Source organism: Bacteroides sp. Marseille-P8574 (genome assembly GCF_902825465.1).
Lineage (GTDB): Bacteria > Bacteroidota > Bacteroidia > Bacteroidales > Bacteroidaceae > Bacteroides > Bacteroides uniformis.
This window is the reverse complement of record NZ_CADEBE010000001.1, coordinates 1,454,589-1,471,929: the sequence shown is the minus strand read 5'-3', so window position 1 is coordinate 1,471,929 and position 17,341 is coordinate 1,454,589. Positions and strand designations below refer to the sequence as shown.

Annotated in this window: 19 protein-coding genes; all 19 read left to right on the top strand. The window is 44.0% G+C overall.

Going from position 1 to position 17,341, the window contains the following annotated elements; all coding sequences use genetic code 11:
* Nucleotides 1-2: 2 nt before the first annotated feature.
* The 19 genes from HUX74_RS06275 (at nucleotide 3) to HUX74_RS06190 (ending at nucleotide 17,311) form a co-directional block, all read left to right on the top strand.
* Nucleotides 3-923, top strand: coding sequence for a relaxase/mobilization nuclease domain-containing protein (locus HUX74_RS06275; RefSeq protein WP_032596396.1), 921 nt, complete (start codon nucleotides 3-5; stop codon nucleotides 921-923).
* A 30-nt stretch (nucleotides 924-953) separates the two neighbouring features.
* Nucleotides 954-1,715, top strand: a complete 762-nt coding sequence (locus tag HUX74_RS06270; protein WP_005634578.1) for a hypothetical protein — start codon at nucleotides 954-956, stop codon at nucleotides 1,713-1,715.
* Nucleotides 1,716-1,722: 7 nt separating this feature from the next.
* Nucleotides 1,723-2,937, top strand: coding sequence for a site-specific integrase (locus tag HUX74_RS06265; protein ID WP_005634576.1), 1,215 nt, complete (start codon nucleotides 1,723-1,725; stop codon nucleotides 2,935-2,937).
* A 769-nt stretch (nucleotides 2,938-3,706) separates the two neighbouring features.
* Nucleotides 3,707-4,267 (top strand): UpxY family transcription antiterminator, encoded by a 561-nt coding sequence (locus HUX74_RS06260; protein WP_032596399.1) that lies wholly within the window; start codon nucleotides 3,707-3,709, stop codon nucleotides 4,265-4,267.
* Between the two features lie 92 nt (nucleotides 4,268-4,359).
* Nucleotides 4,360-5,154 carry a polysaccharide biosynthesis/export family protein gene (locus tag HUX74_RS06255; protein ID WP_005634567.1) on the top strand — a complete coding sequence of 265 codons (795 nt, stop codon included), beginning with the start codon at nucleotides 4,360-4,362 and terminating at the stop codon, nucleotides 5,152-5,154.
* A gap of 35 nt (nucleotides 5,155-5,189) precedes the next feature.
* Nucleotides 5,190-7,604 carry a polysaccharide biosynthesis tyrosine autokinase gene (locus tag HUX74_RS06250; protein WP_032596394.1) on the top strand — a complete coding sequence of 805 codons (2,415 nt, stop codon included), beginning with the start codon at nucleotides 5,190-5,192 and terminating at the stop codon, nucleotides 7,602-7,604.
* 54 nt (nucleotides 7,605-7,658) lie between these two features.
* Nucleotides 7,659-8,369 carry a tyrosine-protein phosphatase gene (locus HUX74_RS06245; RefSeq protein ID WP_005634560.1) on the top strand — a complete coding sequence of 237 codons (711 nt, stop codon included), beginning with the start codon at nucleotides 7,659-7,661 and terminating at the stop codon, nucleotides 8,367-8,369.
* Nucleotides 8,366-8,584 (top strand): hypothetical protein, encoded by a 219-nt coding sequence (locus HUX74_RS06240; protein WP_005634557.1) that lies wholly within the window; start codon nucleotides 8,366-8,368, stop codon nucleotides 8,582-8,584. The genes HUX74_RS06245 and HUX74_RS06240 overlap by 4 nt, the downstream gene beginning before the upstream one ends.
* The gene (locus HUX74_RS06235) at nucleotides 8,538-8,759 is read left to right on the top strand and encodes a hypothetical protein (RefSeq protein ID WP_227945686.1); all 222 of its coding nucleotides are present in this window, start codon (nucleotides 8,538-8,540) and stop codon (nucleotides 8,757-8,759) included. Before HUX74_RS06240 ends, HUX74_RS06235 begins: the two co-directional genes overlap by 47 nt.
* A gap of 735 nt (nucleotides 8,760-9,494) precedes the next feature.
* The gene (locus HUX74_RS06230) at nucleotides 9,495-10,094 is read left to right on the top strand and encodes a sugar transferase (RefSeq protein WP_085931221.1); all 600 of its coding nucleotides are present in this window, start codon (nucleotides 9,495-9,497) and stop codon (nucleotides 10,092-10,094) included.
* Nucleotides 10,095-10,124: 30 nt separating this feature from the next.
* Nucleotides 10,125-11,330: a UDP-N-acetyl-D-mannosamine dehydrogenase gene (gene wecC / locus HUX74_RS06225; RefSeq protein WP_005634550.1), complete on the top strand. Its 1,206-nt coding sequence runs from the start codon at nucleotides 10,125-10,127 to the stop codon at nucleotides 11,328-11,330.
* Between the two features lie 7 nt (nucleotides 11,331-11,337).
* Nucleotides 11,338-11,508, top strand: a complete 171-nt coding sequence (locus HUX74_RS06220) for a hypothetical protein (RefSeq protein ID WP_174646372.1) — start codon at nucleotides 11,338-11,340, stop codon at nucleotides 11,506-11,508.
* 44 nt (nucleotides 11,509-11,552) lie between these two features.
* On the top strand, nucleotides 11,553-12,434 hold the full coding sequence (locus HUX74_RS06215; RefSeq protein WP_227247930.1) for a glycosyltransferase family 4 protein: 882 nt from the start codon (nucleotides 11,553-11,555) through the stop codon (nucleotides 12,432-12,434).
* 129 nt (nucleotides 12,435-12,563) lie between these two features.
* Nucleotides 12,564-14,030, top strand: a complete 1,467-nt coding sequence (locus tag HUX74_RS06210) for a hypothetical protein (RefSeq protein WP_229092695.1) — start codon at nucleotides 12,564-12,566, stop codon at nucleotides 14,028-14,030.
* Nucleotides 14,031-14,049: 19 nt separating this feature from the next.
* The gene (locus HUX74_RS06205) at nucleotides 14,050-14,379 is read left to right on the top strand and encodes a hypothetical protein (RefSeq protein WP_005649017.1); all 330 of its coding nucleotides are present in this window, start codon (nucleotides 14,050-14,052) and stop codon (nucleotides 14,377-14,379) included.
* 4 nt (nucleotides 14,380-14,383) lie between these two features.
* Nucleotides 14,384-14,782 (top strand): acyltransferase family protein, encoded by a 399-nt coding sequence (locus HUX74_RS20685; protein ID WP_005634540.1) that lies wholly within the window; start codon nucleotides 14,384-14,386, stop codon nucleotides 14,780-14,782.
* A 32-nt stretch (nucleotides 14,783-14,814) separates the two neighbouring features.
* Nucleotides 14,815-15,312 carry an acyltransferase family protein gene (locus tag HUX74_RS21005; protein ID WP_330221672.1) on the top strand — a complete coding sequence of 166 codons (498 nt, stop codon included), beginning with the start codon at nucleotides 14,815-14,817 and terminating at the stop codon, nucleotides 15,310-15,312.
* Between the two features lie 5 nt (nucleotides 15,313-15,317).
* Entirely contained in the window at nucleotides 15,318-16,307 is a 990-nt protein-coding gene (locus HUX74_RS06195) for a glycosyltransferase family 2 protein (RefSeq protein WP_174646371.1), read from the top strand.
* A 32-nt stretch (nucleotides 16,308-16,339) separates the two neighbouring features.
* A complete protein-coding gene (locus HUX74_RS06190; protein ID WP_254592837.1) occupies nucleotides 16,340-17,311 on the top strand; it encodes an acyltransferase in 972 nt (323 codons plus the stop codon).
* Nucleotides 17,312-17,341 lie beyond the last annotated feature (30 nt).

Below are 17,341 nucleotides of genomic sequence, written 5' to 3'. Positions count from 1 at the left end.
TCATGATAGGGAAGATCAGGAAAGGCCGCTCGTTCAGCGGCTGCATACGCTACGTGACGCAGAAGGACGACGCAAAAATCATCGCCTCGGAAGGCGTGCTGCTGGGAACGGTGGAGGAGACGGCACGCAGTTTCCGGTGGCAATGCCTGCTGAATCCGGACGTGGCGAAACCGGTGGGGCACATTGCGCTCAGCTTCAAGCCGGAGGACGCACCGAGGCTGACCGACGCGTTCATGGCAAGGCTGGCGGAGGAATACCTGGAGCTGATGGGGATACGGAACACGCAGTTCATCGTGGTGAGGCATCACGGGACGGACAACCCGCACTGCCACATCGTCTTCAACCGGGTGAACTTCGACGGGAAGGTGATTTCCGACAGCAACGATTTCAAGCGCAACGAGAAAGTGACAAAAATGCTTAAGGACAAGTATTCGCTCACCTATTCCGAAGGCAAACAGTCCGTTAAAACGGAAAAGCTGCATGCTTCCGAAAAGGTGAAATACGAAATATACCGTGCGGTCAAGGAAGCTTTGAGGAGTGCAGATACATGGAAAGAATTTCAAAATAAGCTCTTAAAAATGGGCGTGGAAATGGAATTCAAGTACAAGGAAAACACTAATGAAGTGCAGGGCATCCGCTTTATAAAGAACGGTCTGTCATTCAAGGGAAGTGGGATTGACCGCAGTTTCAGTTGGTCAAGGCTGGATGCGGCATTGGACCATAACCATGTCACGTCCCTGGAAAATGACGTTTCCCAAAAGCAACCGTACCATGAACAAAGTCATGGTTCTGTTATTGATAACCTGGTCGAAGTCACCGGTACGGGTGGCGTGTTCATGCCGTCGGTGGTACCGACGGAGGACGAGAAAGAGGCGGAACGCCTGCGGAGAAAGAAGAAGCGCAGGAAAGGAAGGAGTTTGTGAACCATATGTATAACGAAAAAACTTTGAAAGATGAAACAGGAAAATTATCTGGAAGGCATCTACGGATGCCTTGAAAGGATCGAGAAGAAAGTGGAGACGCTGCCTGTGGAAGGCACAAGCCCCGCAGTTGAAAACCGGACCAATTCCCCTGAAGGGATTGCGGAACTGAAAATCCGTCTGGAACGCCTGCAATCCGCAGTGGAGAAAAACAGTTCGGAAATAGCAGCGGTACGTAGCCATACCGCCCGGTTGTCGGAAGGCAGGCCGTTGTCTGCCGAAACGTTTGCCGGAGAAATGGAAAAGACAAGGGACAGCCTGCGGCAGGACAGCCAGGCGGTAAAGGAAACGGTAAGACGGCTGGATGAGAGAATGGTCCTGTTGAAAAAGGAACCGGTACACAAACTGGTGACCTACCGTCTGGAAAGCGCATCCAAGGCGGTGGTAACGACAGCTTCAGCACTGATCCTGGCACTGGTCGTTTCCGTCTGGACCAACTGTAACCAGTACCGCACGAACCGGCTTTTGAAGGATGCCGATTTGAAATACCGTGCCATCAGGATCTGCCTGCCGGGGGATGATCCCGACATCGCCTTCCTGGAGAAGCATTTCACCATCGAGCGGGACGAGGAAAAGATCCGGCGTGTGGAAAGGCTGGTGACCGCTTTTGAGGACTCGGTCAGGAACCGCATCCGTAATCATGAAATGGCGGCCTACAAGGACAGTCTGGCGCACCGGCTGTTCAGGGAGGCACAGGAAATCAGGAAGCAAGTGGACAATCCTAATTCAAAATGACTGCACTATGGCAACAATCAAAACCAAATTCAGGTCCTCGTCCGTGGAAGGCAGGGAGGGAACGCTCTATTTCCAGATCATCCACGGAAGGGTGGCGCGCCAGATAAACACCGGCTACAGGCTGTTCCCTTCGGAATGGGACGGACGCATGTCGGAAATCATACTGCCGGTATCCGGTGATGCCAGAAGAAGCCTTCTGCTTGCGTTAAAGGAGCGGATGGAAAAAGACATCCGCCGTCTGGAAAGTATCATTGCCGGACTGGAACGTTCCGGCGGTACCTATCCCGCCGGCAGGGTTGTCGAACTTTTTCACAACCCGCCCCCTGAGGACAGCCATAATTTCATGGCCTTCGGAAAGAGGCTCGTGGAGGAACTGGAGCGTGTCGGCAAGAAGCGCACCGCCGAGAGGTACACCACCGTACTGAACAGCTTCACGCGCTTTCGGGGCAGGGACGGCGACATCCCGCTGGAGGATATCGGCTCCACCCTCATGCTGGAATACGAGGCATGGCTGAAGGACAAGGGGATATGTCCGAACAGCACCTCCTATTATATGCGGAACCTGCGTGCCGTCTACAACCGTGCGGTGGACAAGGAACTGACGATACAGCGCAGCCCTTTCAAACATGTCTACACCGGGATAGACAAGACCGTAAAACGTGCTGTTCCGTTGAAAGTGATCCGCATGATACGCGATCTGGACCTTCGCATTTCCCCGGGCATGGAATACGCCAGGGACATGTTCATGCTGAGCTTTTATACCCGTGGCATGTCGTTCGTTGACATTGCCTACCTGAAAAAAGCTGATCTGAAGAGCGGTGTGCTAACCTACCGCAGGCAGAAAACCGGACGGCGTCTGTCCATTAAATGGGAGAAACCCATGCAGGAGATACTGGACAGGTATGGCCACAATGACAGCCCCTACCTTTTTCCGGTCATCAAAGATACGGCTAAGGATGCCGTGCGGCAGTACAGGAGCACAGCGCATTTCATCAACGGGAAACTCAAAGAACTTGGGAAACGGCTCGGGCTCGGCATGCCGCTCACGATGTATGTAGCGCGCCATGCCTGGGCGAGTATTGCCAGAAGCAAAAATGTCCCGCTGGCAACCATCAGCGAGGCGATGGGACATGATTCGGAGAACACGACCAAAATCTACCTCGCCTCACTGGACACCTCACAGGTAGACAAAGCAAATGACATCATACTTAAATCTTTATAACGGGAACAAATGCGACACGCAGAATACTGAATAAAAGGCTATACCGATCCTGCTTCTCTTTTTAAGAGAAATATTAGACATTGCAAAGATAGGTAAAATATAGGAAAATATCCACCTGTATGATAAAAAACAGTTTTCTTCGAAAGAAAATGTTTCAAATTCCGGTTTAATTGTCAAACAAATCCTTGTCAGGTTCCATATATAGCATCTGATTATCAGAACTATCCCTTTCCGGTATTTCTCTTAAAAAGAAAAGTACCGGAAAAGATCTATGAATACAGTGGCAGAATACTGTTGGAAATGTTCTTATTGACAATTTAAAACCAGATGCGTTTGAAAGGTTTTTGAAAGCATTTTGTAATATAATAAAAATTGTTGAGCATACGGCTCATTTTCTTGGCAAGAGAAATATTACAATGTGCAAAGTTATGTAAAATATTGAAGAAACGATAGAAAACAGGTGATAAAATATAACCAAAACATTCATACAGAGTGTATTTGCTTAACATATATTGGATAAACGCCACAATGCCACTTCGCTTTTCTACTTGTCTATCAATTAATTACATAAAATATGGTCCTCTAATATTTCTCTTGCCAAGAGAAGTAGTGACGGAAGCCCCGGAAATGAGGTCTGTACACTTTGTCAAAAGTATGGAACTAACAATGGATATTATGGGAAAAGGGAACGTAATCCATTGTAATACATGCCAATATGTAGGTTGGCATGAACTAGGTTTATATCCACACCTATAAAATGTTTCGGAATATGAGTACGAGTCTTTTTACAGCGGAGGAAAAAAGGCAGGTCCGATGGTTCGTCATGCGCGCCTACAAGAATGAGAAAATGGCAGAGGACAGGCTGAAAGACAAGGAATATGGTTTGGAATATTTTATCCCGAAACATTATGCCGTAAGAACTTATCATGGAGTGAAGTCAAAAAAGTTGGTGCCGGTTATACCGAGTCTGCTTTTCGTCCACGCCAGCCATTCGCAGATCACTGAATTCAAGAAACGATACAATTTCTTGCAATTCGCCATGTGGGAAAAGAGCACGGGGGTGGAATATATTACCGTACCGGATGACCAGATGGACAGCTTCATCAAGATAGCTTCTCATTATGAGGAGGACACTGTTTATTATAGGCCCGAAGAAATAGACTTGAAAAGAGGAATGCGTGTATGTATCCACGGTGGCAAGTTCGATAACGTGAAGGGCATGTTTGTGCGGGTGCAGGGCAAGAGAAACCGTAGGGTGGTTGTCCTATTGGAGGGTGTCATGGCCGTTTCCGCTGAGGTGCACCCCGATCTGATTGAAGTTCTTTCCTAAAACCGCTGGCTTTTACGGGACTTCGCAAAAATCACGATAAAAATTAATTGAAATTACAAATTAGAAATAATATAAACTGTACAGATATAAATATGAAGAATCGATTTTTGATTTATCTCTTTGCGATAGTGTTGTTTACATCCTGTCACACTTCGAAGGAGATTCTTTACTTTCAAGACATTGCTGTGAATCAGCCTGAAGCGATTGTGGGTGCAAGAGACATCACCGTGCAGCCCAAGGACCAAATTTCCATCATGGTATCCAGTAAAGACCCGCAGTTGGCAGCGTTGTTCAACCTGACACGTGTCCAGTATCGGGCAGGAACTGCCGATTTACGTAGTAGCAACAATAATGGTGAAATATCCGGTTACACGCTCGATGACAAGGGAAACATAGACTTTCCGGTCATTGGTACGCTTCATATTGCCGGTATGACCAAAAGCCAGATTGCCGCCCTTATCAAGAAACGGCTGATGGAAGAGGACTTGGTGAAAGATCCGGTAGTGACCGTAGAGTTCATGAATCTCTATTTCTCCGTGTTAGGTGAGGTAAAAACCCCCGGCAAGTACAACATAACCAAAGACCAGATCACTTTGCTTGAAGCCATCAGCATGGCGGGCGACTTGACCATTACCGGTAAACGTGATGCTATCTTTGTCATCCGCGAGGAAAACGGTGAGCGTGTCACCCACTGGGTAGATCTTCGTAGTAAGGACATTTTTAAATCTCCGGTCTACTATTTGAAGCAAAACGATGTGATTTATGTGCAGCCCAATAAGATGCGTGCCGGTCAGAGCACCATCAACGAGAATAACGTGAAGTCCGTATCGCTATGGATCAGCGTCGCTTCATTCCTCACTTCGTTGGGTGTGCTAATATTCAAGTAACCTTCAGAAAAGGAATCACTTTATATTTTTATAATATGACAGAAAAGAAAACAACCGCCAGCAAGCCTGCTGACGACTTCATACGCATACAAGACCTGTGGGGGATTTTCATGCCCCGGTGGCACTGGTTTGCCCTCTCCCTGTTCGTAACCCTGGCGACAGCCGCCTTGTACCTGCTGGGCACCCCGAACATTTACACCCGTACCGCTGCCATTTTGGTGAAAGATGATTCCAAGGGAGGAACATCCACCAATGTGGTCAGTGAATTTTCTGACTTGGGTATCTTCAAGTCGAATACCAATATCAACAATGAGTTGCTCACCCTGAAATCGCCCACGCTGATGACCGAGGTGGTACAGCGGTTGGGATTAAACGAGACCTATACTGTCCGCAAAGGACTGAAAGATGTGGAATTATACAAAAGTTCGCCTTTAGCAGTCACCTATCGCCACTTGGATGAAACTCCTGTCGGTTTTACAATAGATATTTCATCCAAAGAAACGTTTGTCATATCCGACATGGAAGTAAACGGGAAAGCGTTTGGGGAAGATTTCTCCGGAAAGATGGGCGATTCCATCCGTACTGAAATAGGCACACTTGTCATCAATTTCACAAAATATTGGAACGATTCATTCGTGGGCACTTCCATACGTTATAGAAAAGGTAATGTGTGTGCCGTCACCGATTATTATACAGCCGCTTTGCATGCGGAATTGGGAAACGAGGATGCCACCATTATCAATCTGAGTATCAACGATGCCTCCATTCAGAAGGCTGAAGACATTCTGAACACCCTGATTGAAATGTACAACGAGAAATGGATTCAGGACAAGAACCAGATCGCCGTCAGTACTTCGCAGTTCATCGGTGACCGTCTGAGCGTGATCGAAAACGAGCTGGGCAATGTAGATGAGAACATCGCCGGTTACAAGAGTGAGCACCTGCTGCCGGATGTGCAGGCGGCATCCAGCCTCTACCTGTCCCAGTCCGCCGAGAACAAGAAGGAGTTGCTGGCACTCAACAGCCAGCTTTCCACCGCACAGTATATCCGGAAAGAGTTGAACAACAAGAAACTCAGCCAGCTGTTACCCACCAACTCCGGTATCGCTAATGTCAATATCGAGAGCCAGATCGGTGAATATAACACGATCGTGCTCGAACGTAACCGCCTGATCGCCAACAGTAGCGAGAAGAACCCTCTGGCAAAAGACATGGCTAACTCACTGCAAAGCATGCAGCGTACCATCATTCAGTCGGTGGACAACCTGATTGTTTCGCTCAATACCCAAATACGCAACATCCGCCAACAGGAAGCCACGACCACCAGCCAACTGGCTTCCAACCCGAACCAGGCGAAATATCTGCTTTCTGTGGAACGCCAGCAGAAGGTGAAGGAGGAACTGTATCTTTATCTGCTCCAGAAACGTGAGGAGAACGAGCTTTCACAGGCTTTCACCGCCTACAATACACGTGTGATTACCGCTCCGAGAGGCAGCATGCTTCCCACAGCCCCCCGAAAGATGAATATCCTTTTGGTGGCATTCGCCATCGGTCTGCTTGTTCCGGCGGTGATTATTTTCATGAAGGAAAACATGAATACCAAGGTGCGCGGGCGAAAGGATCTGGAAAACCTAAGCATTCCGTTCATCGGTGAGATCCCCCAATATCTCAGTGCTAAGAAGAAATTGGGATTCGATAAACACACACAGTCTGTCATGAAAGCCATCGTGGTGAAGGAAGGCAACCGTAACATTATCAATGAAGCGTTCCGCGTGTTACGTTCCAATATTGACTTTATGGCAGGCAAGGACAGCGGTCAGAACGTGTTCATGCTTACCTCGTTTAATCCTGGCAGCGGCAAGTCGTTCCTTGCCATGAACATTGCCATGAGCTTTGCCATCAAGAAAAAGAGAATATTGGTGATAGACGGTGACCTGCGTCACGGCTCCACCTCCTCCTACGTGGATTCCCCGAAGACTGGTTTAAGTGATTATCTGGGCAACCGTGTCAGTGACTGGAAGGAGATTATCGTGAAGGATGAAAAATACGACAACCTGCATATCATTCCTATCGGTACTGTTCCCCCAAACCCGACGGAACTGTTGGAGGACGGCAAACTGGCCACTTTGATAGAGGTGCTTCGCAGCGAGTATGACTATATCTTTATTGACTGTCCGCCTATCGATATCGTGGCCGATGCGCAGATCATCGAGAAACTGGCTGACCGCACCGTCTTTGTAGTCCGCAGCGGTTTATTGGACCGTAGCATGCTGCCCGAACTAGAAAATATTTACCAGGAGAAACGTTTCAAGAACCTCAGCGTGATACTGAACGGTACAGAAAGTGCCGGAGGCCGCTATGGCTATAGATATGGCTATCGCAACGGCTACTCTTCCTATTATGGAAATAAAGGAAAAATGGGGGGGGGTAAATGGATGGTCATCAAGTGATTGATTTTGCATGTTATCGTTCTCGTAAGAACTTTTAATTTTAACTCAACTATCATGTGGCCCTTTCGTAAGACAATAACCTTCGCCCGGAGCGGTATCCTGAAAGGAATGACCGACTGTCACAGCCATCTCCTTCCGGGAGTGGATGACGGAGTGGGAACATTGGATGAATCACTCCGAATTCTAGATATGATGGAAAAGCATGGAGTCAGAAAGGTATGGCTCACGCCGCACATCATGGAGGACATCCCTAATGAAACTGTGACCTTGCAGGAAAAGTTCCAAGAATTGAAACGGAGTTATAACGGCACACTGGAACTTGCCTTGGCTGCGGAATACATGATGGACAATCTCTTTGAGGAACGGCTGGAAAAAGATGACCTGCTGCCCCTAGAGGAGGGGAAACGTTACCTGTTGGTGGAAACCTCCTATTTCAATCCACCAATGGAACTGCTCTCTGTCCTGCAACGCATCCAAAAGAAAGGTTATTACCCGTTGCTTGCACATTCGGAACGGTATGAATATATGCAGAAGAGGGATTATCAGGCCTTGAAGGAAGAGCATGTCTCCTTCCAACTCAATTTGCCCTCGTTGGCCGGAATGTACGGAAAACATGTACAGGAAAAGGCCGAAGCCCTGCTGAAAGCCGGAATGTACGACCGTACCGGTTGTGACATCCATGCCATAGGCTGTTACAAGACATTGGTCGCTTCGGCAGTAAAATCGGAAGTCATTGGAACCTTACAGAAACAAAGTGATCAATGATTGCAAATTTTGCATTGACGAGCCTTGTAATCCGAAAGGATGACCGCTGGAACAGGAACGTACTGCGCATCTTGAAACAAGGTGAACAATATCAGTTCAATGGCTATGGTGATGAGTGCAGGTCGCTTGAAAGGAATTTCTTTGCTGCGGGGGTGACAATAAGTGCCATTGTCGGCAAGAATGGAAGTGGCGGAAGAAATTATCTGGAAACGTAAGGCATGGGATAAGAGCTATATGAAGATGATGGAAAATCAATACGATGGGATGACCATAACTCCTTCCCTTCAGAAACGTATCATTTTTGGTTTTCTGGAGAATGAAACGGACATTCATCTACGTCCGTTGACTAAATTGCAACAAGACTTGTACAATCAACAGGATTTGGTATAATCTTTAATCTTAGAATAAAAGACACTGATATTTTTATATCCAATGTTGTTATGCATGGTTTCACTACGGCTCATGCCATAACAGCTATGGCTTTGGTCCAGACAGTGGTCGGATACGAAGCTGCATTAACAACATTGACGATAATCACGATTGTTCCTCTATCAAAGATTCTGTTGTCCTTCGTGTGAGGAATGGAACTTCTTCGTCATGCCCCCACAAGTATGTCTTAGGTGAAATAGAATAGATGCGATCAGGAAACCTCTTGATTATTAGTCAAATGTATAGTGCTTTGTGCTTACGATAAATTATAAACAATATACTTTTATGAATGTTCATCTTATAAGGGAAAACGAAAATCAAAATGATGGTTCTTATATCCACTTGTATCGGAATAAACAGATCGGTGCATGGTGTGCATACGGTTATTCCGCATACGGTTTACGTCTTTTTGATAAACAACAAGGCTACATGAATTTTCGTAGTTACTCAGACTGTCTTCAGATGCCGTGTACGGTTACATCCGGAGAATCCCTTGTTTCATTGTTGCAAGGTTCTGTTGAGGTAGGTTCACAAACTGAGACCTATATAAAGTTAAAAATGGCAGATACAATAAATTTTAATGCTTATCAGAAGTGGTTGCATAAGCTGAAAAAGGATGACCCGAATGATGATGCAATAATTGTCACCACACATGTCAGCCAATATGTGCCACGGGACAGTTTCATTCCCGATGGAATGTCCGCATTTGCGCGCAATGTAAAGCGTATCGGTGATTTTATCCTGTCATTGATTGCATTGATCATTTTTTCTCCGCTATTCCTGTTTTGCTACATTGCCATTCGCAGGGAAGATGGAGGAAGTGTCATCTTCAAGCAAGAACGTATCGGCAGATTCGGGCGCCCGTTCTACATATACAAATTCCGCTCCATGCGTCTGGATGCCGAGAAGTTCGGACCGCAGCTTAGTCATACCGGGGGTGAAAATGATTCCCGATTGACTAAGACCGGTCGTTTCATCCGGGCGCACCATTTGGATGAATTACCCCAACTCTACAATGTTCTGCGTGGCGATATGGCATTCATCGGTCCACGTCCGGAGCGTAAGTTTTATATCGACCAGATACTTGAACACGACAAGCGATATACTTATCTTTACCAAATCCGTCCGGGCGTAACATCATATGCCACACTATATAACGGCTATACGGATACGATGGAGAAGATGCTCCGACGTTTGGAATATGACCTTTATTATTTAGGACATCGCTCATGGTGGTTCGACTTTAAAATTCTGTTGAACACATTCTGTTCAATTGTACTCGGAAAGAAATTTTAAAAGATTAATAACTTATATAACAGATTGATAATGAAAGCTTGTTTTATGGGCTTGGGGTATATCGGATTGCCCACAGCCATTATCGCCGCCAAGCACGGCATTCAGATTACAGGAGTTGATATTAACCCCCAGGTAGTGGATATGACGAATGCAGGACATCTGCATATCATTGAGCCGGGTATGGAGGAGATGTTGCAGGAGGTGGTGAATGCCGGCTCGTTGAAAGCTTCCATAAAGCCGGAGGTGAGCGATGCTTATTTTATGGTAGTTCCCACCCCGTTCAAAGGAAATCATGAACCGGACGTTAGTTATGTGGAAGCCGCTACACGTGCCGTATTGCCATTATTAAAGGAAGGCGACCTTTATGTCATCGAGTCCACTTCACCCGTAGGCACCACCGAAGCGATGGCCCGCCTCATTTTCAGCGAACGTCCTGAATTGGAAGATAGGATTTATGTGGCTTATTGTCCCGAACGTGTATTGCCGGGCAATGTGATTTACGAACTGATACATAACGACCGGGTCATAGGCGGTTTAAATCCTGAATCTACCGATAAGGCCATTGGATTTTATTCTCAATTCGTGCAGGGAACACTTCATAGAACCAACTGTCGTACTGCTGAAATGTGCAAACTGACGGAGAATTCCAGTCGGGATGTACAAATAGCCTTTGCGAATGAACTTTCCTTGATTTGTGACAAGGCCGGTATCAATGTGTGGGAACTTATCAATCTTGCCAACAAACATCCGCGGGTTAGCATCTTGCAGCCTGGTTGTGGCGTGGGAGGTCATTGTATAGCTATTGACCCTTATTTTATCACTGCTGATTTTCCAGCAGAGAGTAAATTGATTGCCGATGCCCGTGAAATTAACAACTACAAAAGTTTTTGGTGCGCAGAAAAAGTGAAAAATGCCATGCTGGAATTTGAACTGAAACATCATCGGAAACCGTGCGTTGCCATGATGGGGTTGGCTTTCAAACCGAATATCGACGATTTGCGCGAGAGTCCTGCAAAATATATTACCACGAAAGTGATGCAGAGTTGCAATAATGCCAATATCCTGGTTGTGGAACCCAATGTAAAGGAGCACCATGTGTTCAAGTTAACAGATTACAAAGAAGCCTACGACAAGGCGGACATCGTGGTATTCCTTACAGCACACACTCCGTTCAAAGAATTAGAATGGCGAGAGGATAAGGTGATATTGGACTTTTGTGGAATATTTAAAAAATAGTGAATATATGAATATTTTAGAACTGACAGGTATGAAATCGACTAAATACGGCGGAGTAGAATCCTACTTCGCTGAATTGGTCAAGATATGCCGTGTTGATAAATTTATTTTTGTATACGAGTCGATGCCAATCAGTGAAAACTATGTAAATGACATCAATAAGTGTGGGGGGGGGTAATACTTTGTAAACAAAGCATTTCCACATTTCAATATTTCAAATTTGTGATAGGTGTCATCAAACGTGAGAAAATAGACATTGTTCATTTTCATTTTGGAAGTTATCTTATTGCACCATTCTTGCGAATTCTGTTTCCCCGGATTCGGATTATTTCAACCCGTCATAGTGAAATCTTTGTTTCCAACAAACTTAAAAAATTATATCTGAAGTTCTGTTTTTTTCCTTTTGAAAGATTCCTTTGTGTCAGTTGTGGCGTAAAGAAAGAAATGATTGAAGGCGTAGGTTTTTCTTCAAAGAGTGAAGTCCTATACTTGGGAGTCCGGAAAAAAAAGATTGTCAACCCAAATCTGAAAAAAACATTGGACATACCAAAGGGGGTAGTCGTGTTGACTACAATCGGATTCAATATTCGTATCAAGGGATTCGATATACTTGTCAAAAGTATTCAGAGTCTGATGGACTCCAACAGACTTAAAAACGATATAATAGTGCTTGTCATCGGAATTAGCGAAAATTCTGAAGACAGTAATAGCTTGAGGCAATTGATTGCCGAGGCCGGATTGAATAGAAAGATTATGTCTTTGGGAATACGAAATGACATTAATGATATTTTGAATATTTCTGATATTTACTTGCAGCCTTCCCGTACAGAAGGACTTTCTCTTAGTATTATGGAGGCCCTAAACTATTCGTTGCCTGTTATTGGTACACGAGTTGGGGGCATTCCTGAAATCGTACATGAGGGAGAAAACGGATATCTTTTTGAAAAAGAGAATGTTGAAGAGCTTGCTGACAGGATTGAGATACTTGTCAATAATCGTGAAGTCCGAGAAATGATGGGTAGAAAATCAAAAGTAATATCCAGTCGGTTCACGCTTGCAGACGGTGTGGAAAAGTTAGCTTCTATATACCATCAGACCAATTGATTTGCCCCTGACACTCTATTGTCATTCAGGTTGCAATTGAGATTAAAAAATGTAGGATAGTTATAAATGCAGTCATCAAACAAACGCATAGCACGCAACACGTTAATGCTTTATATACGGACATTCGTAATGATGCCCGTATCTCTATATACTTCCAGGATTATATTGGAAGTGTTGGGAGAGAACGATTTTGGAGTATACAATGTTGTTGGCGGCTTTATCGCACTTCTGTCTTTTATTAATTCCGCAATGACAAAAGCCACCCAACGTTTTCTGAACGTGGAATTGGGAAAAGGCAATCATGACAGAGTCTCGAGGGTTTATTCCATGAGTCTTCTGATACATTTTGCAATAGCGGTATTTATCGGCTTCGTATTGGAAACTGTGGGGCTCTATTTCTTTGAAACAAAATTGAATATTCCTCCGGAAACACAAGATGCAGCACGGGTTGTGTACCATATTTCTGTAGTGACCGCTTGTCTTCATTTTATCAGGATTCCTGATGAGTCGAGCATTATTGCATATGAGAGGATGTCTTTTTTCGCTTATGTCAGCATCATTGAGGTAATGGCAAAATTGGGAACAGTATTTCTCCTTTTCTGGGCTGAAGACAATCGTCTGGTGTTGTACGCCGTTGCCCTTATGACCGTTGGGATATTGTTGAATATCATTTATGCCATTTATTGCAAGCGTAATTTCATGACTTGCAGATTCCGGTTCTATTTTGACAGAAAGCTGCTGAAAGAAATGCTTTTCTTTTCTTCATGGAGCCTTTTCGGCGGTATAGCCCATGTCGCATCCATACAAGGCATATCAATACTTTTGAATATTTTTTTCACGGTTGCTGTCAATGCGGCAATGGGGGTAGCCTCGCAAGTGTTCAGTGCTGTCAATACTTTGGTTACAAACTTTCAGAAAGCGGTGCAGCCACAGATTGTCCAGTCCTATTTTTCAGGGGATAAATCCAGATTTCTGGAACTTGTTTTCCGCTCGTCAAAATTCTCGTATTTCCTGCTCTTTTTCGTCGCTTATCCGTTGATTTTGATTTGTCGGCCTGTCGTCGAGTTATGGCTTGTCTGTGTCCCTCAATATACAGTACAGTTCATTCAGCTTTATCTCATCTTCCTGCTTATTGATGCATTATCCGGAAGTCTTTGGGTGTCATCTGAAACAATAGGCAATATAGCCAAGTATCAGTTTACCGTTTCTTCGATGATAATTATGAATATTCCGATTATATATATATTGTTCAAGTTCGGTTGCAGTCCCGTCTATGCGGTGATTGTCAGAATTGCCATCAATTTCATTACTCACTGTTACAGAATATTCTATCTCAAACACAAAGTGAATTTCCCGGTTAGGAGGTATGTCGTGGAAGTGATGTTTAGGTGTCTTTGGGTGTCGGTCTGCATCATTCCGGTCCCATTCTTTTTGCATAAATTTCTAACCTCAAGCTGGGGTAGCCATATACTTGTCGTATTGACCAGTCTTATCATTTCCGGACTTGTTATCTATAAATTCGGACTTGATGCTAAAGAAAGAGGGTTCGTAATCAGTACGGTAACAAATAAATTCATGTTCTTAAAAAAACAATAAAATGTAGGGAATAAAGGTGGTGGCAACAGTATACAATACACTCCGTTGCGGTTTGTATCCTTTTAAACAGCAGCTTGTTACGGGGCTTTTGGAATTCCTTAATTTGGTCAAATTACAATGTTTGTTACCGGCGGTTCGTTTCATGCGCTCGTTTTTTCATATGCCGTTCTTTGCTGTCAATAGAGATAAGGACAACTGCATGATTACTTTTCTCGATAATATCGGTTTGCAGAAACGTACTATCAGTGAAACAGATAAAGAGGAAAAATACAAAGAAGTTCTTTGGGCAGATTATAGTGCTGCGGATGTATTTCTTGCAGAAGAAAGGAAGAGGAACTTAAACTTTTGAAATAATGGAAAGGGACATTCGTATAGACATACTTAAAGGCATCGGCATAATCCTTGTCGTTTGGGGACATGCCACCGCAATCCTTATAAAGGAAATTTGTATTTTCCATATGCCTTTGTTTTTCTTTTTGGCCGGTATGTTTTATCATCCCAAACAAGGATTTATTCAATCAAGAGCAAAACGGTTGCTTATTCCCTTTGGGGAATATTCTCTGATATTCGCTGTATTTTATTTTAGCATGGGGTTGCAGGGAATACCGCTTGATAAACTGAGCATCCATCATATCGCCGCATTTGATGGTCCGTTGTGGTTCTTGGTCGCTCTTTTTTATATATGTGTCATATATTATTTTTGGGACAAAACCGTTAAGGAAAAAACGTTATTTTTATCGTTTCTTTTGTAATTGGGCTGGCTGTCGCATATTCCAAGATCAATTTGCCGTTTTATATCGGGCAGGGGCTGTTCTCTTTGCCATTCTATGCTGTCGGCAAATGGATGAACGACAAAGGGCTGACACAAGCAGAGGGGGCAATTAAAAAAGCAACCGTTATTGCTATAGCCGGATATATCATAGCGTTCTGCCGTTTGGCACATTATCAATTTGATATTTCGCAACTGAAATTTTCCAGTTTCCCGTTTATATTCTATGCCGGAGCTTTCTGTGCCATATATCTTTTGTTGAATTTCAAGCCTTTCAACAAGATAACAACTACAAACAGAATATTGGCATCTTTGGGAGCTAATTCACTCACGATAATGGCTATACACGCTCCTTTTCTGTGGTTGTTCAGGGATTTTATCAGAACAAACAGTAGCTTTTATAACACAAAACTGGGGGGGGGTAATTTCAAACTTAATCACTTTTGTTATCTTCATAACATTGAGTTATTTAATTGCCCTTGGAATAGAACAATTAAAAAAACTGACAGCTAAAAATCATGGATAATCCGAAAGTATCAATCATTGTACCGATTTATAGAGTAGAGGAATATATTGAGCGGTGCGCTGAATCGTTGTTCGCCCAAACGTTTGATGACATTGAATACATCTTTGTGGATGATTGTTCTCCAGACAAGTCGGTGGAGATCTTGCAGAGAACTCTGGAAAAATATCCGCATCGAAAGAGGCTGACACGAATTGAGAGGTTGTCGTCGAACAGCGGCCTGCCCGCTGTTCGACGACAAGGGATTCAATTGGCCTCTGGTGATTACACGGTTCATTGCGATAGCGATGACTGGATGGATGTGCATGCCATAAAGGAACTATATACTTTTGCCCTATCCGGCCATTACGATATGGTCTTTTATAATTTCTATCGTAGTGATGGTGTTTCTACATATGCTTCCGCCCCGCGCAAGGTTTCTACCAATAATAAAGACTTCCTGATGTCATCATTGCTTTGCGGGCGGTTGATGGGGAGCTTGTGCGGCGCTTTGATCAAACGTAGTCTTTACGATGGGATAACATTTCCAAGGCAAAATATGAACGAGGATCTGGCGACGATAATCCAATTGGTTTGGAATAGCCGGAATGTAGGATACTTGATGAAACCATTTTATTACTATTTTTTTAATCCTGCGTCAATTACAAGTTATGGCAGTGCTGAGATCCAGATTAATAAACTCAATCAGCGTAAGGAGAATCTTGATCTGATTTTCACCTTTCTTCGCTCCAAAGGTATTTATGAAAAGTATACAGACGAGATAAATGCGCTGAAAGTTGGTTCAAGAATGTATCTTGATAGATATATGCTGATGCCGCGAATCCGTCGGATTTGGCACAATACATATCCGGAAATCAACAGTATTACAGTCATTCGTCACAGCAAGATGCGTACTCTCAGTAAAATCGAGTATTTCGGTTCTTTGCTTGGTGTATATCCCATATTCAAATACCTTAAAAATATATGGAAAGACTTAAGGAAATAGATATTATCAGGACGTTCGTAATCATTCTGCTCGTGCTCTATCATGCTCTTGCGCCCTATTGCGGTGGTTGGGATATGCCTTCCTACGCCCAACCCAATGAAGGATTTTATTGGGGAGGAAAACTGGCATACAGTGGGATGCTGGAAACTTTTGTCCTGATTTCCGGGTATGTATTTGCCTTTTCGCTCCAAAAGAAAGTCATTTCTTTCCGATTATTACTAGCCGGTAAGCTGAAACGGCTGTTTGTACCGTGTATGTGTTGGGGCATTATCATGACATTGATATTCTTTGGTCCGTCAAAACTTCTTAATCTGGAACATTTTTGGAAAATTATTGGGGGATACGGACATCTTTGGTTTCTTCCGATGCTCTTTTGGTGCTTTTTAATGGAATATGGCATACAGCACTGTCTCAAGGGACGTAACTTGATGTTAGTACTCATGATTATTGCTATTCTGCCTTGGCCGGGAATTCCGTTCCGTTTTAATCAATCGCTTTATTATCTGCTTTTTTTCCATCTTGGTGGAATTTTCTTTAGAAATCGTGAGCGGCTGAGAACTGTCAATTGGTCAACAATATGCATTTTATCGGCTGTTTATATGGGGTTATTCATTGCGGTAACATTGGTTTTGGGAATGGACGGGATGCGTCCGGAACTGGCATCGGACTTGAAAGTAAAAGTTTTAATCCTGTTTGTCCACCATACTCTTAAAATGGTAAGCTATGGATTAGTCACAATTATCTATGTCGCTGTATTTATAAAACTGGAAGACAGATGCAATGGAAAACTATACACTGTATGCCGAAGTATCGCAATGAATTCGATGGGAATATATGTGATGCAAGAAATAGTTCTGAGACTTATCTATTATAGAATGGGGGGGGGGGTATTTTTGTATACCAAAGAGTTAACTCCGTTGGTCGCCTTCGTGGGCACTTTCATCGTCTGCTATGTATCAAGTGTGATTATAGCCGGATGCAAATACACCAAATTTCTGTGTTAGTATGAATGTGTCCTATTTTATTTACCTAAT